Annotated in this window: 13 protein-coding genes; 6 read left to right on the forward strand and 7 right to left on the reverse strand. The window is 72.2% G+C overall.

Going from position 1 to position 18872, the window contains the following annotated elements; genetic code table 11:
• Positions 1 to 24: 24 nt before the first annotated feature.
• Positions 25 to 630: a dephospho-CoA kinase gene (coaE, locus tag ACH4SP_RS18000; RefSeq protein WP_398415871.1), complete on the forward strand. Its 606-nt coding sequence runs from the start codon at positions 25 to 27 to the stop codon at positions 628 to 630.
• A gap of 64 nt (positions 631 to 694) precedes the next feature.
• Here coaE and ACH4SP_RS18005 read toward each other — a convergent pair whose 3' ends face one another.
• From ACH4SP_RS18005 to ACH4SP_RS18020, 4 genes are all read right to left on the reverse strand, one after another.
• Entirely contained in the window at positions 695 to 1468 is a 774-nt protein-coding gene (locus ACH4SP_RS18005; RefSeq protein WP_398416315.1) for an ABC transporter ATP-binding protein, read from the reverse strand.
• Between the two features lie 145 nt (positions 1469 to 1613).
• On the reverse strand, positions 1614 to 2663 hold the full coding sequence (locus ACH4SP_RS18010) for a glycine betaine ABC transporter substrate-binding protein (RefSeq protein WP_398415873.1): 1050 nt from the start codon (positions 2661 to 2663) through the stop codon (positions 1614 to 1616).
• A gap of 125 nt (positions 2664 to 2788) precedes the next feature.
• Positions 2789 to 3655: an ABC transporter permease gene (locus ACH4SP_RS18015; RefSeq protein WP_398415875.1), complete on the reverse strand. Its 867-nt coding sequence runs from the start codon at positions 3653 to 3655 to the stop codon at positions 2789 to 2791.
• On the reverse strand, positions 3652 to 4860 hold the full coding sequence (locus ACH4SP_RS18020) for an LLM class flavin-dependent oxidoreductase (RefSeq protein ID WP_398415877.1): 1209 nt from the start codon (positions 4858 to 4860) through the stop codon (positions 3652 to 3654). The genes ACH4SP_RS18015 and ACH4SP_RS18020 overlap by 4 nt, the downstream gene beginning before the upstream one ends.
• Before the next feature lie 609 nt (positions 4861 to 5469).
• Between ACH4SP_RS18020 and ACH4SP_RS18025 the strand changes: the two genes are divergently transcribed.
• From ACH4SP_RS18025 to ACH4SP_RS18045, 5 genes are all read left to right on the forward strand, one after another.
• Complete coding sequence (locus ACH4SP_RS18025) at positions 5470 to 6369, forward strand: acyltransferase domain-containing protein (protein WP_398416318.1); 900 nt, start codon at positions 5470 to 5472, stop codon at positions 6367 to 6369.
• A 99-nt stretch (positions 6370 to 6468) separates the two neighbouring features.
• A complete protein-coding gene (locus ACH4SP_RS18030; RefSeq protein WP_398415879.1) occupies positions 6469 to 6909 on the forward strand; it encodes a hypothetical protein in 441 nt (146 codons plus the stop codon).
• Positions 6910 to 7156: 247 nt separating this feature from the next.
• Positions 7157 to 10129 carry a DEAD/DEAH box helicase gene (locus ACH4SP_RS18035; protein ID WP_398415881.1) on the forward strand — a complete coding sequence of 991 codons (2973 nt, stop codon included), beginning with the start codon at positions 7157 to 7159 and terminating at the stop codon, positions 10127 to 10129.
• A 140-nt stretch (positions 10130 to 10269) separates the two neighbouring features.
• Positions 10270 to 11424 (forward strand): SWIM zinc finger family protein, encoded by a 1155-nt coding sequence (locus tag ACH4SP_RS18040; RefSeq protein WP_398415883.1) that lies wholly within the window; start codon positions 10270 to 10272, stop codon positions 11422 to 11424.
• Between the two features lie 527 nt (positions 11425 to 11951).
• Positions 11952 to 13943, forward strand: coding sequence for an NB-ARC domain-containing protein (locus tag ACH4SP_RS18045; RefSeq protein WP_398415885.1), 1992 nt, complete (start codon positions 11952 to 11954; stop codon positions 13941 to 13943).
• 13 nt (positions 13944 to 13956) lie between these two features.
• Here the strand turns inward: ACH4SP_RS18045 and ACH4SP_RS18050 are convergent, their stop codons facing one another.
• The 3 genes from ACH4SP_RS18050 to ACH4SP_RS18060 form a co-directional block, all read right to left on the reverse strand.
• Positions 13957 to 15606 carry a translation initiation factor 2 gene (locus ACH4SP_RS18050; protein ID WP_398415887.1) on the reverse strand — a complete coding sequence of 550 codons (1650 nt, stop codon included), beginning with the start codon at positions 15604 to 15606 and terminating at the stop codon, positions 13957 to 13959.
• 214 nt (positions 15607 to 15820) lie between these two features.
• Positions 15821 to 16411, reverse strand: coding sequence for a hypothetical protein (locus ACH4SP_RS18055; RefSeq protein ID WP_398415889.1), 591 nt, complete (start codon positions 16409 to 16411; stop codon positions 15821 to 15823).
• Between the two features lie 166 nt (positions 16412 to 16577).
• Entirely contained in the window at positions 16578 to 18779 is a 2202-nt protein-coding gene (locus ACH4SP_RS18060; RefSeq protein WP_398415891.1) for a UvrD-helicase domain-containing protein, read from the reverse strand.
• Positions 18780 to 18872 lie beyond the last annotated feature (93 nt).

An 18872-nucleotide genomic window follows, 5' to 3' on the forward strand; every position in this document is an offset into this window, starting at 1 on the left:
GGCGGGCGTTCTAGGCTGCCGGGCATGCTGAAAGTGGGCCTGACCGGTGGTATCGGCGCCGGCAAGAGTGAAGTGTCGCGGCTTCTCGCGTCGTACGGCGCGGTCGTCGTCGACGCCGACAAGATCGCGCGTGAGGTCGTCGAGCCCGGGACTCCCGGGCTCGACGCCGTGGTGGCCGCGTTCGGCGAGGGCATCCTCGCGGCGGACGGCACGCTGGACCGGCCCGCGCTGGGTGCGATCGTCTTCGCGGACCCGGAGCGGCTCAAGACCCTCAACGCGATCGTGCACCCGCTGGTCGGGGCCCGTTCGGCGGAACTGGAGGGGGCTGCTCCGGCCGATGCCGTCGTCGTCCACGACGTGCCGCTGCTCGCCGAGAACGGGCTGGCGCCGCTGTACGACCTGGTGGTGGTCGTGGACGCGTCGCCCGAGACCCAGTTGGACCGGCTCGTACGACTGCGGGGGACGAGCGAGGCCGACGCGCGCGGTCGGATGGCTGCGCAGGCCACGCGCGAGCAGCGGCTCGCCGTCGCCGACCTGGTGATCGACAACGACGGGCCGCTGGAGGTTCTGGAGCCGCAGGTGCGGAAGGTGTGGCGGGAACTGGGGGAGCGGGCCGGGCAGGGCGGCTAGCCCTCCCCGTCGGTCAGCGGGTGCCCAGGTCCGCACCTCATGGAGGTGCGGACCTGGGCACTTGTCATGCGGGGAGTGTCGCCGCCTCCCGCATCGTGGCCGTCAACCCGCCCCGCAGACGGGCGAATTCCGGGGTGGCGCGCAGGGCCGCCGGGTCCGTGCCGGGGTCGCGGGGAAGATCCACGGGCAGTTCCGCGACGATACGGCCAGGGGCGCCCGCCGGCGCCGCCATCACCAGGACCCGGGTGCCGAGCAGCACCGCCTCCTCCGCGGAGTGCGTCACGAACAGGACCGTCGTCCCCGAAGACGCCGCGAGGGTACGGACCTCCTCCTGGAGGCGCTCGCGGGTGAGCGCGTCCAGGGCGGCGAACGGCTCGTCCATCAGCAGCAGCCGGGGCTCGCCCGCCAGCGCACGGGCGATCGCGACCCGCTGCTGCTGGCCGCCCGACAGTTCCCACGTGCGGCGCCTGCCCATGCCCGCGAGCCCGACCCGCTCCAGCAACTCCGCGATGCGGGAGGGGCGTTGCTCGCGGGGGACGCCGTGCCTGGCGAGGGCGAAGGCGAGGTTTCCGCCGACGGTGCGCCACGGGAAGAGACGTGGCTGCTGGAAGACGATGCCGGTGCCGCCGCCCGGGGCGGGCGTGGAGTCCCGTACGAGAGCGGTCCCCTCCGAGGCCCGCTCGAAGCCCGCGACCACGCGCAGCAGGGTCGTCTTGCCGCAGCCGGAGGGGCCCACGAGAACGGTGAACTCGCCGTCCGCGAGGGTGAGGGAGACGCCCTCGACGGCGGTGGTCAGGGCGCGGGCGTGGCGGCCGTAGCGGACGGTGACGTCCTTCAGCAGGACCTCGGGCCGCGCTTCCGGGACGGCCTCGGGCTCGGCCGTCTGCCCGGTCCCGGTCGTCTGCCCGGTCCCGGCCTTCTGAACGGTCCCGGCCTTCTGCGCGGGCTCGGCCTCCTGCACGGGGCCGGACTGCGGCACGGGTTCAGCCTGCGGCACGGGACAGCTCCTTCGTGGCGAGGGCCTGCTGGAAGGCGGCGAGCGGAGGCACCGCGTCCACGGCCTTCTGGTCCTTGAGGAATCCGGCGGCGTCACGCAGGCTCGCGGCCAGCCGTCCCGGTGCGCCGGGACGGCCCAGATAGGCGGGCCCCGCCTGCTCCTTCGCGCTGAGCAGCACCAGCTGGCCGAGCTGGCGCCTGGCGTCGGCGGGCGACACGTTGAGTTCCTTGCCGATGGACGCGGCCGCCTTCGCGGGGTCCGACCTGGTCTGGGCGACGGCCCGGTCCTGGGCCCCCAGCCACGCGGTGACGATCTCGGGGTGGCTCTCTGCGAAGGCGTTCGTGACGATGCCGAGGTCGGCGGTCGGCTTGCCCGCGTCGGCGACCCTGCGGCTGGTGGTGAGGACCTTGCCGTCCTTGGTGAGTTCGTCCAGGGTCGGGGTCCACACGTACGCCGCGTCGATGTCGCCGCGCTTCCAGGCGGCGAGCGCGTCCTGCGGCTGGAGGTCGAGCACCTGGACCTTGTCCGCGGGCACGCCCGCCGACTTCAGGGCGGCGAGCAGCGAGTAGTGGGAGGTCGAGCCGAAGGGGGTGGCGATCTTCTTGCCCGCCAGGTCCTTGACGCTGTCGATGCCCTTCTTCGCGACGAGCGCCTCGTTGTCGCCGATCAGGTCGTGGATCCAGAGGACCTTGTACGGGATGTTGAGGGGCGCCGAAAGACCCTTGGTGACCGGGCTGGTGCCCGCGAGGCCCAGGTCCACCGATCCGGCGATCACCGCGGTGTTGACGTCGCCGCCGGAGTCGAACTTGACCCACTTCACGGACACGTCGGGCAGTGCCTTCTCCAGCAGCCGCTGGTTCTTCACCACCAGATCGGCGTTGGGTATCGCCTGGTAGGCGATGCGGACGACCGTCTTCCCCGACGCGTCCGTACTGCCTGCGCCGTCGGACCCGCCGAAGCCGCAGGCGGTCGCGGTGAGGGCGGTGAGCGCGGTGACGGCGGCCAGGAGGACGGTGCGGCGGCGGTACGCGGGCATGGCGGGGCTCCGGTGGGTGTGGTGGGGCGGGACGGTGGGCACCGGGCGCGGGCCGCCGCTGTGCAGTGGGCGTGGGTGGCCGGTGCGCACCGGGCGTGGGTGGCCGGTGTGTTCCTGGTGCGGGGTCACTTCTGGCCGCGCCAGGGAACGAGGCGGCGTTCGGCCGTTCTGAGCAGGGTGTCGAGGAGGATGCCCGACAGGCCGATGGCGATGATGCCGACGATGACGACGGCGGTCTGGTTGTAGCGCTGCGCGTCGCGGATCATGCCGCCGATGCCGGGGACACCGTTGATGGTCTCGGCGGCGACCACCGACGTGTACGCGACGCCGACGGCGATCCGTACCCCGGTGAGGATCTCCGGCAGTGCGGCGGGCAGCCGTACGGACAGCAGCAGCGACAGCTGTCCCGCCCCCAGTGCGCGTGCCGCCTCTATGAGGTGCTCGGGAACCGTCCGTACGGCTGCGGCGGTCGCGGCGGCGATCGGTGGCAGGGCGGCGATGATCAGCAGCCACACCTTGGGCGACTCGTCGATACCGAACCAGATCACGAGCAGCGAGAGGTACGCGAGCGGCGGCAGCGTCCGCAGAAACGTCACGGCCGGTTCGAGTACGACGGCGATCGGGCGGACCGCGCCGATGAGGAGCCCGAGCGGCACCCCGGCGAGGACCGCGTACCCCGTGCCGATGCCGATCCGGCGCAGGCTGACGCCGAGGTGCTCGATCAGGAGGTGGCCGCTCTGTCCGCGTACCCCGTCGTGGACGGTCGACGACAGCAGGAACTGGTGCCACACCTCGCCGGGCGAAGGCACCAGCACCCGTGGCCACACTTCCGCCAGCACCACCAGCTGCCAGGCGGCGAGGAGCACCGCCAGGGCGACGGCGCGCAGCGCGGCCCAACGGAGGGCGGCGAAACGGGGGTTGCGGCGGGCGGCGGGAGGTGCCGGGGCGGGTGCGGTGACGCCTGCCGTCCCGGTCGGTGCGGTGAGGGTCATGCGCCCGCCGCCTCTTTGCTGCGTGCTGCCTCGTCCTGGGAGCGTGCTGCCTCGTCGACGAGCGCGCGCAGCCGGGGCGCGACCTCTTCGCCCACCCGGTAGGCCTCTTCGAGGTGCGGGTAGCCGGACAGCACGAACTCGTCGACGCCCAGCGTCCGGTACTCGTACAGCCGCTGTGCGACCTCGTCGTGCGAGCCGACGAGCGCGGTGCCCGCCCCCTCCCGTACGAGGCCGATGCCCGCCCAGAGGTTGGGGGCGATCTCCAGCTTCGCGGCGTCCGGGGAGCCGCCGTGCAGGGCGGCCATCCGGGCCTGCCCCACGGAGTCCATGCCGGCGAACCTGGCCTGGCTGGCACGTACCGCCTCGGGGTCGAGCCGGGACAGGATCCGGTCCGCCTCGGCCCATGCCTCGGCGGCGGTGTCGCGGGCGATGACGTGCAGCCGCAGCCCGAACCGCAGCGAGGCGTGCTCGCCGCGTACCGCCTCCGTCTTGGCCCGCAGCCTCTTGATGCGCTCGTCGATCGCCGACGGCGGCTCTCCCCACAGCAGTTGTACGTCGGCATGGCGCGCGGCGACGTCCTCGGCCGCGGGGGAGGCGCCGCCGAAGTACAGCGGTACGGGGTGTTCCACGGCGGGGTCGACGAGCCGTGCTCCCCGGAGCCGGAAGTGGGCGCCCTCGCGGTCGGCGTCGCTGCCTTCGAGCAGGGCGCGCAGGGCCGCCATGAGCTCGGCGGTCCGCGCGTACCGCTCGTCGTGCGCCAGGTGGTCGCCGTAGGCCTGCTGCTCGGCGGGGTCGCCGCCGGTGACGACGTTCAGGCGCAGCCGGCCGCCCGCGAACCGGCGGAACGCGTCCGCCTGCTGGGCGAGCAGGGTGGGACTGGCGAACCCGGCCCGGAAGGCGACCAGGAAGCCGATCCGGTCGGTGTGCTGGGCGAGGGCGGCGGTGAGTATCCACGGATCGACGCAGCCGAGGCCGACGGGCGTCAACAGCGAATGGAATCCGGCCTGTTCGGCGGCGCGCGCCACCTGGGAGAGGTAGCCGATGTCGGCGGGGCGCCGGGTGGCGGCTCCGGTCCGGCCCTGCACGGCGGTGACGCCGCCGGGATCGCGGCCGTCGCCGCCGGTGGGAAGGAACCAGTGCAGCAGGGGCTGGGCGGGGGCGCCGGGCAGGATTCCGGGCACGGCTGCGGGCACGGTGGTGGGCATGGGGAGACCTCGGAGGCAGCGGGGAGCCCCGCACGGCACAGGGGTGCGGCGGGATTCCGTGAAGGGAGATGCGAAAGGGAGAAACGAAAGGGAGAAACGAAGGGCAGGAATGCCTCTGCTGCGGACGCGCGGAGGCCCTCGTCCTCTATGAGGAGGACGGGGGACGCGTCAGTGGAGGCGGTGCGTCAGCAGCCGGACGTACGGCAGGAAGAGGCCCGACAGAGCATGGTCGAGACACGCAGCAGATCCACGTGGCGACGCGATACGAGAACAGGGGCCATGTCCGCATCCTTGCCGCCCGTGGTGCTGCCCGACAACTACGGTCCGCATGCTGGATGAATGCGTCTTGCGGACCGGACATCAATGCCGGTGCGTCCTGCGGCGGCCCGGGTGATGATGGGGCTTCGCGCAGGACTCACGCAGGACTCGCGAAGGACTTCGGGCAGAACTTCGCGCAGGGCGACGGAACAGGGACGGTGGGCAGTGGCGCAGATGGTGGCCGTACGGGAAGTGCTCCGGTCGGACGCGCAGTTGGCGGAGTGGCTGAAGAGGCTGGAGTCACTGGAGGGTGCTGGGGGCGGGCCCCAGGCCGGGCCCGGGGGCGAGGCCGTGCTGCCGACGGCCGACGAGCTTCCCGCCGTACTGCTGGACCTGGCGGTTCCGCACGAGGACATCAACCCGCTGGTCGCGCTGCGGCGCACGATGGCGGAGGATCCCGAGTGGCGGTGGCTGCTGGAGCGCTGTGTCCGCGGCCTGGTGCAGGACATGGGGGTGCCGGACGACGGAGTGGAACTCCCGCTGCTGCCCGACGAGTTGGGGGAGGAGGGCAGATACTTCCCGGTGTACGTCTTCGTCGCGGCACTGGATCAGGCGCGCGCCTACCACCGAAGCATCGGAATTCCAGAGGAGGTGTCCCGGCGGACGCTGGCCGATCTCGGGCGGAACATGGCGGTGCACCGCAGGCGGCTGGGTACGGGCGGACTGCTGGTGCCGTACTGGATCAGGCTCCATTTCCGGGGCGAGATCTACCAGTTGGGCCGCCTGCAGTTCCAGCGCACGGTGCTCCGGGAAAGGGCCGCGGCCTCCTTGGCGGAGGCGGGTCGGCCGGGAGAGGCGGGTGAGCCCTGCCTGAGCATCCACATTCCGGACTTCTCCGGCCCGCTCTCGCCGACCGCGTGCGAGGAGTCACTGGCCGCCGCCCGCGCCTTCTTCCCCCGCCATTTCCCCGAGGAGGGGCACCGGGTCGCCGTCTGCGACTCCTGGCTGCTCGATCCGCAGTTGCGCACATGCCTCTCCGACCGGTCCCGCATCGTCCGGTTCCAGGACCTCTTCGAGCGGATCGCCGGAGGGGACGACGAGTGCGACAGCGGAACGCTCTCCTTCGTCTTCGGCACCACGGACATCCCGGTGGCCGACCTGCCGCGCCGTACGTCGCTGGAGCGCGCGGTCGGAGACCGTCTCCGTGCGGGCGGGCACTGGTACGGCGGCTTCGGATGGCTCACCCTCTGAGATTCCTCTTGAGGTGAAGGGCGTGCCCCGGAGCGCGGATCGGCTCTACGGTTGCCTGGCAGCGTACGGAGATTCTCAGCGACACCCCAAGGGGGAACGGTGGAACCGGAATTGGTGGCACTGGCGACAGCGGGCGCGACCGCCCTGGTGCAGCAGATGGCCACGGACGGATGGGCCCAGGTACGGGGCCGGCTCAGCGGATTCTTCTCGCGGGGCAACGGCGCCACGGACGAGGAGACGCTGGCGGGCGAACTGGAGGCCACCCGTGGCGAGCTGGCCGCCGCGCTGGCCGACGACGACCGGCAGTTGGCGGCCGACCTGGAAGGCGCCTGGAGGCTGCGCATCCGCCAGACCCTGGCGGCGGACCCGGCACGCGCGGACGTGCTGCGCGAGATCCTGACGGAGCTGGAGCCGGTGGAGTCGGGGAGCGGGGTGCGGGTGCACTCGGTCCACAACGAGTTCTCGGGCACGGCAGAGGGTGCCCCGGTCATCCAGGCCGGTGTGGTGACCTCGCCGACGATGGGGCAGGGCCGGGGCTGAGGGGTTCCGGGGCGGGGCGTTCGGCCCCGCCCCTTCAGGGGCGCGGGGTACTGCGCGACCAGCCACGACGCACCCGCACGACAACCACCCGCACGAGAGCGGAGCGCCCGGTGTGCTCCCTCCGCCACGCACCGCCGCACCGCCCGCCCCACCCTCACTGTCAGACCTCGCCCGTAGACTCGCAGGTCCACGCAGAAACCCTGCGCCCACCTGCGCAGATCACACCCGGACGGGAGGCGGCGGCACGATGGTCGCACCGCGCACACCCCACGCACCGCGCCGCCGCCTGCCCCCGTACGCCGCCGCGCTCTACCTCCCCGCGCCCCTGCCACGGGACGCCCGCATCGCCCTCTGGGCCCCGGACGGCACTCCGCTGTCAGACGCCGGTGACGCCCTCGACGCCACCTCCACCACCCTCACCGTCGTCCGCCGGCACGGCGCCGTCGTCCGTACCCGCACCGTCCCCGCCCTCCACCTGCCGCTCGCGGACGCCCTGCCCCTGCTCGCCGCCGCCCGGCACGATCCCGTCGCGCACCCGGCGACCCGTTGCTGGGGCGCCGCCGCCCTGCACGCCCTGCACCTGGCCGCGCGCGGGCTGCTCCTGCCGGGTCTCACCGCGGCCGACGAAGACGCCTGGCGGGCGGGCCCGCCCGACGCCGCGGACATCGCGCACCTGAGGGCGATCGCCGCCGCCCTGCCGCCCGAGGGGTACGCGGTGCCGCTCCCCGACCGCACGCCCCTCCAGGTCCCCGACCCCGCCCACCTGGTGAAGTCCTTCGTCGACGCCGTCGCCGACACCCTGCCGCGCACACCCGCGGCGGCCCTCGCCCTGGGCGGCCCCTTTGCCGCGCGGGAGGCACAGCACCTGCCAGGACTGCGGGAGTGGGCCGCCGAGGTCGCGGCCGGGGCGGACGCGGGGGTACGGGTCTCGCTCCGGCTGGACCTCCCCGCGTACAGCCTCTTCGACACCAGGGACGAAGACGCCCAGGGCGGCAGGGACGCGGGCCAGCGCCGCGCGGGCGCCGCCGTCGTGCAGGTGCACAGCCTCGCCGACCCGACCCACCTGGTGGACGTGGCGGACCTCTGGGGCGGTGAGGGCGGCGACCACTTCGGCCCGCGCGCCCGCATCGACACCGTCCTCGCCCTGCGCCGGGCCGGCCGGGTGTGGCCGCCGCTCGCCCGGCTCCTGGAGCAGCCCGTCCCCGACGTACTGCCCTTGTCCGACGACGAGTTGTACGACCTGCTCGGCGCCGCCTCGCACCGGCTGGAGGCGGCGGGCGTCGCTGTCCACTGGCCGCGCGAGCTGGCCCGTACGCTCACCGCCACCGCGGTGGTGCGACCCGCGCCCGGCTCCGCCACCGACGGCACCCCCTTCTTCGAGGCGGACCAGCTGTTCGCGTTCAGCTGGCAGCTTGCGGTCGGCGGCGAGGAACTCACCGAGGCGGAAATGGACGCCCTGGTCGAGGAGCACCGCCCGGTGGTCCGGCTGCGCGACCAGTGGGTGGTGGTCGATCCCGCGCTCGTACGCAGGGCCCGCAAGCGGCAGTTGGGTCTCCTCGACCCGGCCGACGCGCTCGCCGTGGCGCTCACCGGCACGGCGGAGGTCGACGGGGAGCGGGTCGAAGCGGTCCCGGCCGGAGCCCTGGCCGCCCTCCGCGACCGGCTCGCCCGGGGCGGCGCGGACACGCTCCCGCAGCCACCCGCGCTGAACGCCACCCTGCGCGACTACCAACTGCGCGGACTGGCCTGGCTCGACCTGATGACCTCGCTCGGCCTCGGCGGCTGTCTCGCCGACGACATGGGCCTCGGCAAGACCATCACCGTCATCGCCCTCCACCTGCACCGCGCCCGCACCGCCCCCACCCTGGTGGTCTGCCCCGCCTCCCTCCTCGGCAACTGGCAGCGCGAGATCGAACGCTTCGCGCCCGGTGTGCCCGTCCGCCGCTTCCACGGCACGACCCGCACCCTCGACGACCCGCTCGACGCGGGTGCCGACTCCGAATCGCCGTCCGGCTCCGGATCCGAATCCCCGTCCGGCTCCGGAGTGCGCGGCGGCGGCTTCGTCCTCACCACGTACGGCACCATGCGCACCAGCGCGGCCGAACTGGCCTCCCGCACCTGGAGCATGATCGTCGCCGACGAGGCCCAGCACCTGAAGAACCCCCGCTCGTCCACGGCGAAGGCGCTGCGTACGATCCCGGCCCCGGCCCGGATCGCCCTCACCGGCACCCCCGTCGAGAACAACCTCTCCGAGCTGTGGGCCCTCCTGGACTGGACCACCCCCGGCCTGCTCGGCCCGCTCACCACCTTCCGTGCCAGGCACGCGCGCGCGGTCGAGGGCGGCGAGGACCCGGAGGCGGTGGAACGCCTCTCCCGTCTCGTTCGTCCCTTCCTGCTGCGCCGCAAGAAGTCCGACCCGGGCATCGCGCCCGAGCTGCCGCCCAAGACGGAGACCGACCACCCCGTCTCGCTCACCCGCGAGCAGGCCGCCCTCTACCAGGCGGCGGTGCACGAGACGATGGCCGCCATCGAAGCGTCCGAGGGCATCGCCCGCCGCGGCCTGATCATGAAGCTGCTGACCTCCCTCAAGCAGATCTGCAACCACCCCGCGCAGTATTTGAAGGAGGGGGGCCCGAAGGAGGGGGGATCGAAAGAGGGTGGTCCGAAGGGGAGCCCGGCCCGCCTCACGGCCCGCTCCGGCAAGCTCGCCCTCCTCGACGAACTCCTCGACACGATCCTCGCCGAGGAGGACTCCGTACTGATCTTCACGCAGTACGTGACCATGGCCAGGCTGCTCTCCCAGCACCTGTCCGCCCGCGCGATCCCCTCCCAACTCCTGCACGGGGGCACGCCGGTGGCGCATCGCGAGGAGATGGTCGACCGCTTCCAGTCCGGCGAGGTCCCGGTCTTCCTGCTCTCCCTCAAGGCGGCGGGCACCGGTCTGAACCTCACCCGTGCCGCCCATGTCGTCCACTTCGACCGCTGGTGGAACCCGGCGGTCGAGGAGCAGGCCACCGACCGCGCGTACCGCATCGGCCAGACCCAGCCCGTCCAGGTCCACCGCCTGATCGCGGAGGGCACGGTCGAGGACCGTATCGCCGAACTCCTCGCATCCAAGCGGTCGTTGGCGGACGCGATCCTGGGTACGGGCGAGGCCGCCCTCACCGAACTCAGCGACCGCGAACTGGCCGACCTCGTCTCTTTGAGGAGGTCGTCGTGACACCGCCGCCCCCGCCTCCGCCCCCGCCTCCGCCCCCGCCTCCGCCTCCGCCCCCGTCTCCTCAGGCGGACCACCGCCGTACGTTCCCCCCGTCCCCGGAGACGAGCGGCCCCGCCACCACCTGGTGGGGCAAGGCCTGGGTGGCCGCCCTCGAAGCGCTCTCCCTGGACCCGGCCCGGCTGGCCCGCGGCCACGCCTACGCCGACGCGGGCCACGTCGACACGATCACGGTCACCCCCGGCCGGGTCGTGGCGTACGTACGGGGCAGCCGCGCCCGCCCGTACCGCGCGGACCTCCGCCTGCGCACCCTCGCCGACGACGACTGGGACGCCTTCCTGGACGCGGCGGCCGAGCACCCGGCCCACCTGGAATCGCTGCTCGCCAAGACCATGCCGCAGGCCCTGCTGGACCCGGACTCACCGCTCTCCGACGTCCCGCTCCTGCCCGCCACGGCAGGCGACCTGCTGCCCAGTTGCACCTGCCCGGACGCCGGCCGCCCCTGCAAGCACGCGGCGGCCCTCTGCTACCAGGTGGCCCGCCTCCTCGACGAGGACCCGTTCCTCGTCTTCCTGCTCCGCGGCCGGGACGAACGCGAAATCCTCGACGCCCTCTCCCGCCGCAACGCCGCCCGCACCGCCACGGAAACCCGCAAACCCGCGTCCGTCCCGGCGATCGGCGCCCGCGCAGCACTCGACCCGGCCCGTTCCCTCGGTCTGCTCCCGGCGCCCCTCCCGCCGCCCGCCCACCCCGGCACCCCGCCCTCGTACCCGCAGACCAGAGGCGCCCCCGACCCGCTCGCCCTGGACCACCTGGCCACCGACGCGGCGATCCGCGCGCACACGCTCCTCACCACCGGCACCGACCCGATCGCCGGTCTCACCCCCTGGCAGGACGCGGTCCGCATCGCCGCGGCCCAGCCGGGATCCGGTCTGACCGCGGCGACCCGTTCGCTCTACACGTCCCTGACCAGGGCGCTCGGCCGCACCCCCAGCGAACTGGCCAAAGCGGTCGCGGCCTGGCGGCAGGGCGGAGCCACCGCCCTCGAAATCCTCGACGAACCCTGGGACCCGCCCGCCGGCCCCTTCGACCGCGCCCGCTCCACCCTGCTCGCCCTCGGCCACCAGGACTTCCGCCCCTCGCGCAACCGCCTCACCGCCGACCGCTTCCAGCTCCGCTACGGCCGCGACGGTCTCTGGTACGGATACGAGTCGGACAGCGGCAGTGACGACTGGTGGCCCGGCGGACCGGCGGGAAACGATCCCGTTCGCGTACTCGCGCTCCTGCTGGACTCCTGACAGGCGGAGGCGTCCCCGGCCCGGCCCGTAGCGCACCCGGCGGCGACGGCGCCGCGGGCGCGGGCAGCGCGATCAGATCGCCCATCCCGCCCACCTGCTGCAACGTACGGGCCAGCCCCTCCAGAGCCTGACGCCGCGACTCGTATACCGCCAGCCCCGGATGCCATTCGGACAGCAGCGGGCGCAGCACCCGGTTCAGTACGGTCATGGCCAGCACACCGAAGCTCGGACGGCCCGGCTCCAGCGGCGCCGCCGGCGATCTCGGGGCGGACTTCGGGGTGACGACAGCGGGGTGACGACCCGCGAGAGGTGCGCCGTCCGGTGATGTACCGTCAAAGCCCTTGCGGGGAAGTGCTGTTCCGTGTGTGCCGCGCTCCACCTACAGTGAGCGTGTGCCCGATCAGACGTGGAACAGCGTAGGCGGACAGGCTCAGGTGGAAGCTGTCGTTCAGGCAAGGCAGATCGAGGTGCTGAACCTGTACACGGCATCGGGTTCCACGGCCGGGGGGACCGCGCGGAAGACGCCCTTGGCCAACATCCCCCTGCAGCCGGTTCACTTCGAGGACCGGACCGCCGAGCAGAAGCTGTTCCACCAGGTCGTGCACTCGCGCGGGCACAACGGTCTGCTGATCGCCAATGTCGTCGGTGTGGACGGCGTCGGCCGGACCACGCTCGCCTTCCGGCTCGCCCTGACCCAGTGCGAACGCAGTGTGGACGGCGTGATCCACGTCAATCTCGACGACCACCGGGTGGACGGGGGAGTCGACCGGTCGGCCGTACTCGGCGCGCTGCTGCGTGGTCTCGGCGTGCGGGGCAAGTGGCGCAAGGGCCCGTACAAGAAACGGCGCGAGCAGTACGAGAAGCAGACCCGGGAGCTCCGGCTGGTCGTCGTACTCGACAACGTGCGCACCGGAACGGAACTCGTCGGCTGTCTGCCGACCGGCCCCGACAGTGTGGTGTTCGCCGTCAGCCGTCAACGGCTGGCCGACTTCACGAACCCGCCGGTCCTCGACCTCCCCGTGGCCCCGCTGGAGGAACAGGACGCCGTCCGCCTCCTCCAGCACCTCGTCAAGGGGGAAGGGGAGCAAGCGGGCGAAGGCGCCCCGCGCTTGACGGGTGATCCGCGCCTGACCGGTGAGCCCGCCGCCGTTTCCGCGCTGGTCAGGGCCTGCGGGGGTCTCCCCGCCGCACTGCACATTGCGGCCGGCTGGCTGCGCGGACACCGGCGCAGCAGCATCGCCCGCCTCCTCGCCGAACTCGAAGGACTCGAAGGGAAGGGGCTCTCCATGGTGGAGGCCGTCTGGACAGCCTCGTACGAGGGTCTCGGCGAAGGAGCCGCCGCGCTCTACCGGGCACTCGCGGTCCACCCCGGCCCGTACCTCACCGAGGGTGCGGCGGCGGCCCTGCTCGGGGCGGGCAAGGGGCCGGCGGGCGAAGCGCTCGACGAGCTGGAGGGCGCCGGGCTGCTCCTGCCCGACGTCGCCGAACGCCGGATGCTCCGCCTCCCCGACCTCCTGCGCGACCATGCAGCCCACGTCGCCGACCGTGACAACGCGCCCGGCGAGGCGACCGCCGCCCGTGAAGGACTGCTGCGCTGGTACGTGCGCCAGGCCCGGCGCGCCGACGAGGCGGCGGCAGGCAGGCGGATGACGTTCGGCGCAGAGATTCCGCTTCTGCGCCACGCCCCCGACGTGCCCTTCAAGGACGAGGCCGCGGCGATGGCCTGGCTGGAGGAGGAGCACCTGGTCCTCTTCGGCTGTGTACGCACGGGATACGCGCACGCCCTCGACGCCGAGACGTGGGCGCTCTGCGAACCGTTGTGGACCTTCCACCTCGACCACCTGCACCCGACCGAGACGACCGAGGCGTTCCGCATCGGGCTGGCCGCCGCACGAAGGTCCGGCGACGCGCGCGCCACGGCACGCATGGGCTGCCAGCTCGCCCGACTGCTCTGGGAGCAGGAGGAATACGGGCAGGCGGGCGAGGAACTGGCACAGGCGGCAGTAGCGGCGGCCACCACCGCGGACCGTAAACTGCACGCCTCCGTCGCCGAGTTCCGCGGCAAGCTCCTCGCCGTGCAGAAGCAGTGGGAAGCCTCCCTTCCGTACTTCGAGGAGTCCCGCCACGTCCACCGTGAGATCGGCAACGACTACGGCGTCATGCTCCAGACCTACCTCCTCGGCTGCTCCGCCCGGGGCATGGGCGACCAGGACCGCGCTGCCGCGCTTCTCGACGAGGCGCACACGGAGGCCCGCAGCCTCCGGCGCGAACGGATGACGGCCCGCACCGGCTTCGCGCTGGGCCAGGTCCTGCACACCCTCGGCCGCACCGGTGAGACGTGGGAACTGTACGAAGCGGCCCTGGCGAGCGCGCGGCGACGCGGCTCCACCTTCGACGAGGCCAGAGTGCACGACGCGCTGGCCGCGCTCGCCACAGAGACCGGCGACACCGAACGGGCAGCGACGCACGCCGAATCCGCCACCGCGATCCGGAAGGCGGCGGGGGCGCTGGAACCGTAGTCCGCAGGAGGCGTCAGCAGGTCCGCTCTCCCACACCCGCCACGTTGTCGCCGACGGGGGTGAGGGCCGCCTCGTAGTCGCGACCCGCCACGACGCACCGTATTCGGTACGCGGCCGGCTCGGTTTCGAGAGGGAGCGATCCGCTTCCGAGCAGGGCGTGCACGGCGGACAGCACCGCAGCCGGGTCGGTACGGAACGCCCTGCCACCCTCCCGGCACGGCGCGATCCGCACCTCCCACAGCGTTCCGCCGGCACGACGCGCCACGCAGTGCCCGGGGCCGAGGACGACGGCGGCGGTGCGCCCCTCCCCGTACTCCTCCAGCATCCGGTCGATCCACCCGCGCACGGTCCACTCCTCGCCGTACGTCCCCCGGGGCGCGGGAGCGGCCCGCCGGAACAGCAGCCCCGCACTCTGCACCTGCCGGGCGGTCGCCCGGTCCACCTCGGCGGCGAGGTGGTGCACGCCGTCCCGCCCGCCCGCGTACGTCCGCTCCACGTGTACGACGTGGTCCCGCTGCTCGATCCGTACACCGAAGGCGGCGAGGGCAAGCCCGGTGGATCCGGGGGCGGGCAGGGTACGGGCCCCGCACCAACTCCCGTCGGGAGGAGCCAACTCCAGCAGCCCGTACAGCTCGCGCCGAAGCCCTTCGAGTACGTTGCCCTGCTCGGCGAAGGCGGAGCCGGCGAGGGCGGCGACATCCACGCCGTACGTGTCGAGGATCTTCCCGAGGCCGACCGGATCACCCAACTCCGGTATCTGCCCCAGTACGTCGGCCATCGGGCTGCCCGGGATGAGCTCCGGCCCGCCGTCACAGGCGGCGATGAGCGGGCGCCCGGCGCTCGCCGCGTACAGGGCCGTGGAGCCGTGATCGGTGATCACGGCGTCGGCGGCGACGAGCAGTGCACCCCACTCCTCGTACGGTCTGGCGAGCACCAGACCGGCGTCGAGGGCGGGCGCGAGGCGCTCCTCGAACTCCCGCCGATCCAGCTCGCTGCGGATGTTGGGGTGGGCTATCAGTGCCAACTGGTAGGCGTCGCAGGGGAGTTCGCGCGCGAGGCGGTGGGGCAGGCGCGGGTGCCGCGCCAGTAGCGACTCGGGCCCCCAGGTGGAAGTCAGCACGACGAGCCTGCGCCCGCCGGTCCCCAGCGCGTCCCGGTAGTGGTCGCGCTGCTGGAGCGAGGCGAGTATTCGTTCCAGCGTCGGATCGCCCACGACCACCGCACGAGCGGCGGCGGAGGGCGCCCGGCGGGCGAGCCGGTCGACCTGGCTGGGGTGGGCGAGGGCATGCAGGGCTGCGACGGCCCGCCCGTCGCCGTCGAGCAGGAACTCCGGATCGAGCCCCGAAGCGGACTCGGCCGCGCCCTCCTGGGGCAGCGTCTTGCTGAACCCGGCCCCGTGCGGCAGCAGCACCTTGGGCCCGCGCAGCAGGCTCAGCCCACCCTTGGGACTGGCGGCGACCACCAGGTCGTACTCCTCGGCGAGCGCATCCTCCCAGGGCACCACCTGCCCGCCGAACCGCTCGACGGCAGCCGAGGCGTCCGCCCCGAACGCGGAGCCGGGCACGAGCGTGAACCATCGCCGAATGCGCGAATCCCCGGCGAAAACCGGAAGGGTGTCGAAGAGCCGGTGCAACGCCCCCGCCGACCGAGCCGCGAACAACACCCGCTTCTCACCGCTGCCCGCTGCCCGCTGCCCGCTGCCCGCTGCCCGCTGCCCGCTGCCCGCTGTATAAGGGTTAATCCTACTTTGCTCCGATCTGCCCGGCAGCGGGTTTCCCGCAACTGCCCCCTCTCGCGAGGAGGTTCCAGGAAGGTCCGACGGCATGGCGAAGATCGTACGCGCCAAGGCGACGGCGCGGCGGTCCTCGGGACCGGAACTACGACAGCACTCCACCGGCCCCCACCCCCCGCTCCCTGAGCTGCCGCCTGCACTCGTCCGCAAGCCGCGGGTACCGGGCAGCGATCGCCCCGTACACCCGGATCCTGAGCAGCTGTTCCGCCTCGGCCCGCCCCGTCGCGCCGTACAGCCCGTCCAGCAGGTCGTCGTACCGAGTCAGCGCATGGCGCAGATAATTGACCTCCCACCTCCCACCTCCCACCTCACACCAGGGCGCCGGGCTCCGCACTCCCCACCGTCGCAGGCTCGGGAAGGTGGTCGCTGCGACACCGGCCCGCAGCTTGTCCAGCTCATTGCGCCACCGCACGGCCCGCTCGGCCAGTTCGCGGTCGGCCATCCCCGGAACCTCGATCTCCACGGCCCGCACTGCGGCGAGCACGGCCTCCCTCCTCTTCCCCGCCGCCTTCCCGGCGGCAGACCTCCGCTCGGCAGCGGCCCGCGCCACCTCGAACTCCTCGCTCCGCTCAGCCTCTTGAACCCGCGCGACCGCATACAGCCGTATCGGCGGCGCCGACCGGTAATAAGGATTCGGCGCCCGCTTGTCCGGCTCGCACAGCAGATCCCGCACCATGGCACGCGTCCCACCACGTGCGTTCAGCCCCGCCAACGACACATGGGTCGGCACCCACCCCTCGCGCCCACTGCTCTCCGTTATCACCCCCCCCGCAATACTCACGGATAGTGATGACTCCAGTTAAGTGCACGCCACTGACAACGTCCTTTCCAGCCAGGACGGTTCAGCTCTTCCTAGCAGCGTCGAGGAACGGGCTGGGTGCGCCGTGCCAGGACACGTACAGCGCCTCGCGTGCCCGGGTGCAGGCGACGAAGAGGAGGCTCAGCTCGCCCAGCAGGTCCTCGCGGTTCTGCTGCGCGTCCACCTCCACCGCGGTGACCGCGCTCCGCATCGGTACGACACCGTCGTTCACTCCGGCGACCGCCATACAGCGGAACTCCAAGCCCTTCATACGGTGCATCGTGCCGATATGCACACCGTCGCCCGTTCCTGTCGACGTACCGAGGACCACGGAGGGGATCCCGGCCCGCTGCAATGCCTGGGCGATGTCCTTGCCGAGTTGCACGAAACGTACGGCGATACCGATCTCGCGCGGTGCCACGTTTACCCGGGACCACTCGGTTACCTGCCTCACCAGGCCCGCGATCTCCTCGGCCTTGCTGTTCGCGCCGTGCACCCGCGGGTGCTCGCCGTGCAGGGTGGACCGGTATCCGGTGAGGGACTCGTCCCCGCCGTCCATGTCGTCGACCTGTTCGCCGGTGAGCAGGGCGGTGGACCAGCTCAGGACTTCCTTGGTGGTGCGGTAGTTGACCCGCAAGCGGGTGGAGCGGCCGGTCACCGGGATGCCGAGGCTGCGCAGCGAGACCTTGTTCCCGTAGATCCGCTGGTAGGTGTCACCCGCGATGAAGAGGTCGTCAGGGCCGGGCTCGGTGCAGGCCCGCAGCAGCCGCCACTGGGTGGGGTGCAGGTCTTGAGCCTCGTCGACCACGACATGGCGGTACGGGCGGTTGGTGCCGCGCTCGTCGAGCAAGCGTGCGGCCTCCGTGCACACTTGGAGGAAGGTCCACTCCCCGGCATTGCGGAGCTCGCCGGTGAATGCCTCGACGGCGCGCCACACCTGTGCCCGTTTCAGTGGGCCGAGAGCCGTTCCCCGCCCGGAGCGGGAGGCCTTGAGGTACTGCTCGGGAGAGAGAAGATTCTGCGCGAGTACGACATGCCGCCATTCCTGGTCGAGGAACGCGTCGGTGAAGTCGATGCCGAGCCGTCGGGCGATGCGTGCCCAGCGTGTGGTGATCTCCTTCTGGTCGGCGAGGATCGACAGGTTCTGCGAGCGGTCCTTGCGTACTACCTCATTGGCCAGGGCGTCCACGTTCACCACACGGATCTTCGCCCGCACCCCTGCTTCGGGGATGAGGATTTCGAGGCTACGGCGAAGGTCCGCGGCAAGATCCCGGGTGAACGTGGTGAGCAGGATCGACTCGTCGGGTGCATCGGTGGGCAGCTGCCTGGCCAGATGGAGTGCGCGGTGGAGGGCGACAACTGTCTTGCCGGTGCCAGGCCCGCCGACGACCCGGGCGGGTCCCTTGTAAGAGGGCCGGTAGGCCACGCGACGCTGGCTCGGGTGCAGGAAAACCCGCCAGGCGTCAAAGGGCCGGCCCAGGATTTCCATCAGCTCGTCGGGGCCGGAGACCAGGGCGATCCGCCCCTGGGAGCGGGACATCGCAGCAGCCAACTCGTCCTGCCCCGATACCGTCGTGCCCGAGGCTGGAGGCATCGACTCGTCGCGGTCCGGTACGACGCTGACCTGCTGCGAGACGTTTGTCGAGCCCTGCTCCAGCTGGAACAGCACCACCTCGCGCCAGACCTCCTCCGGAGACATCCCGGCGGCCAGGCCCGCCAGGACGTCGTACTGCTGTTCGGGAAGGATCTTTTGCAGAGCGTCGAGGTGCGACTCGTCGCTCAGTTGCCTTACGAGGGGAAGCAGGTCGGCATCGATGCCGAGCCGGACGAGCTCCTTGTCGGGGACGTCTCCGAAGAGCCGCTCGGGTACTGTCTCGGCGAGTCTTCGCACACCGGCCGTCGCACGTTCGAGAGCGACGTCGTTGCGCAGTTCGATGCCTTTGGTGGCGGAGTTGACGGTCGCGCGGTGCTTGACGGCCCAGGCGATGGCGTCGTCATGGGGCATGACCTTCAGCAGTAGGAAACTGTCGCCCGATTCCGGGGCCAGCACGACGCCGCGCATGAAGGAATTGATGCGGATGGTCCGGATGCGGGGGTCGCGGGCCTTTTCCAGTTTTTCGAGGTGGAGTCCCGCGTGCCGGTGCTCGTGGAACTTGTCGAACACCTCGTGTACCCGTTTTTGCACGGGTTTTTCCAGCTTGGCGAATTCCATCAGGAAGTCCTTGTGGATTCCCAGCTTCGCCATCGGCGCTCCTACCTCGTCCGGTTGGTCGGTTCTCCTGGTCACCGTACCCGGGTACGGAACAATGGAGACCCGGCCCTCAAACCTTGGTGGAGT

Origin of the sequence: Streptomyces sp. NPDC021093, from assembly GCF_044333135.1 — a bacterium.
Taxonomy (GTDB): domain Bacteria; phylum Actinomycetota; class Actinomycetes; order Streptomycetales; family Streptomycetaceae; genus Streptomyces.

What these genes read in the sequence shown, in the direction of transcription:
- coaE (WP_398415871.1), top strand. Translation starts at nt 25, where the DNA reads ATGCTGAAAGTGGGCCTGACCGGTGGTATCGGCGCCGGCAAGAGTGAA.
- ACH4SP_RS18010 (WP_398415873.1), bottom strand. Translation starts at nt 2,663, where the DNA reads ATGCCCGCGTACCGCCGCCGCACCGTCCTCCTGGCCGCCGTCACCGCG.
- ACH4SP_RS18015 (WP_398415875.1), bottom strand. Translation starts at nt 3,655, where the DNA reads ATGACCCTCACCGCACCGACCGGGACGGCAGGCGTCACCGCACCCGCC.
- ACH4SP_RS18020 (WP_398415877.1), bottom strand. Translation starts at nt 4,860, where the DNA reads ATGCCCACCACCGTGCCCGCAGCCGTGCCCGGAATCCTGCCCGGCGCC.
- ACH4SP_RS18035 (WP_398415881.1), top strand. Translation starts at nt 7,157, where the DNA reads ATGGTCGCACCGCGCACACCCCACGCACCGCGCCGCCGCCTGCCCCCG.
- ACH4SP_RS18055 (WP_398415889.1), bottom strand. Translation starts at nt 16,411, where the DNA reads ATGGTGCGGGATCTGCTGTGCGAGCCGGACAAGCGGGCGCCGAATCCT.
- ACH4SP_RS18060 (WP_398415891.1), bottom strand. Translation starts at nt 18,779, where the DNA reads ATGGCGAAGCTGGGAATCCACAAGGACTTCCTGATGGAATTCGCCAAG.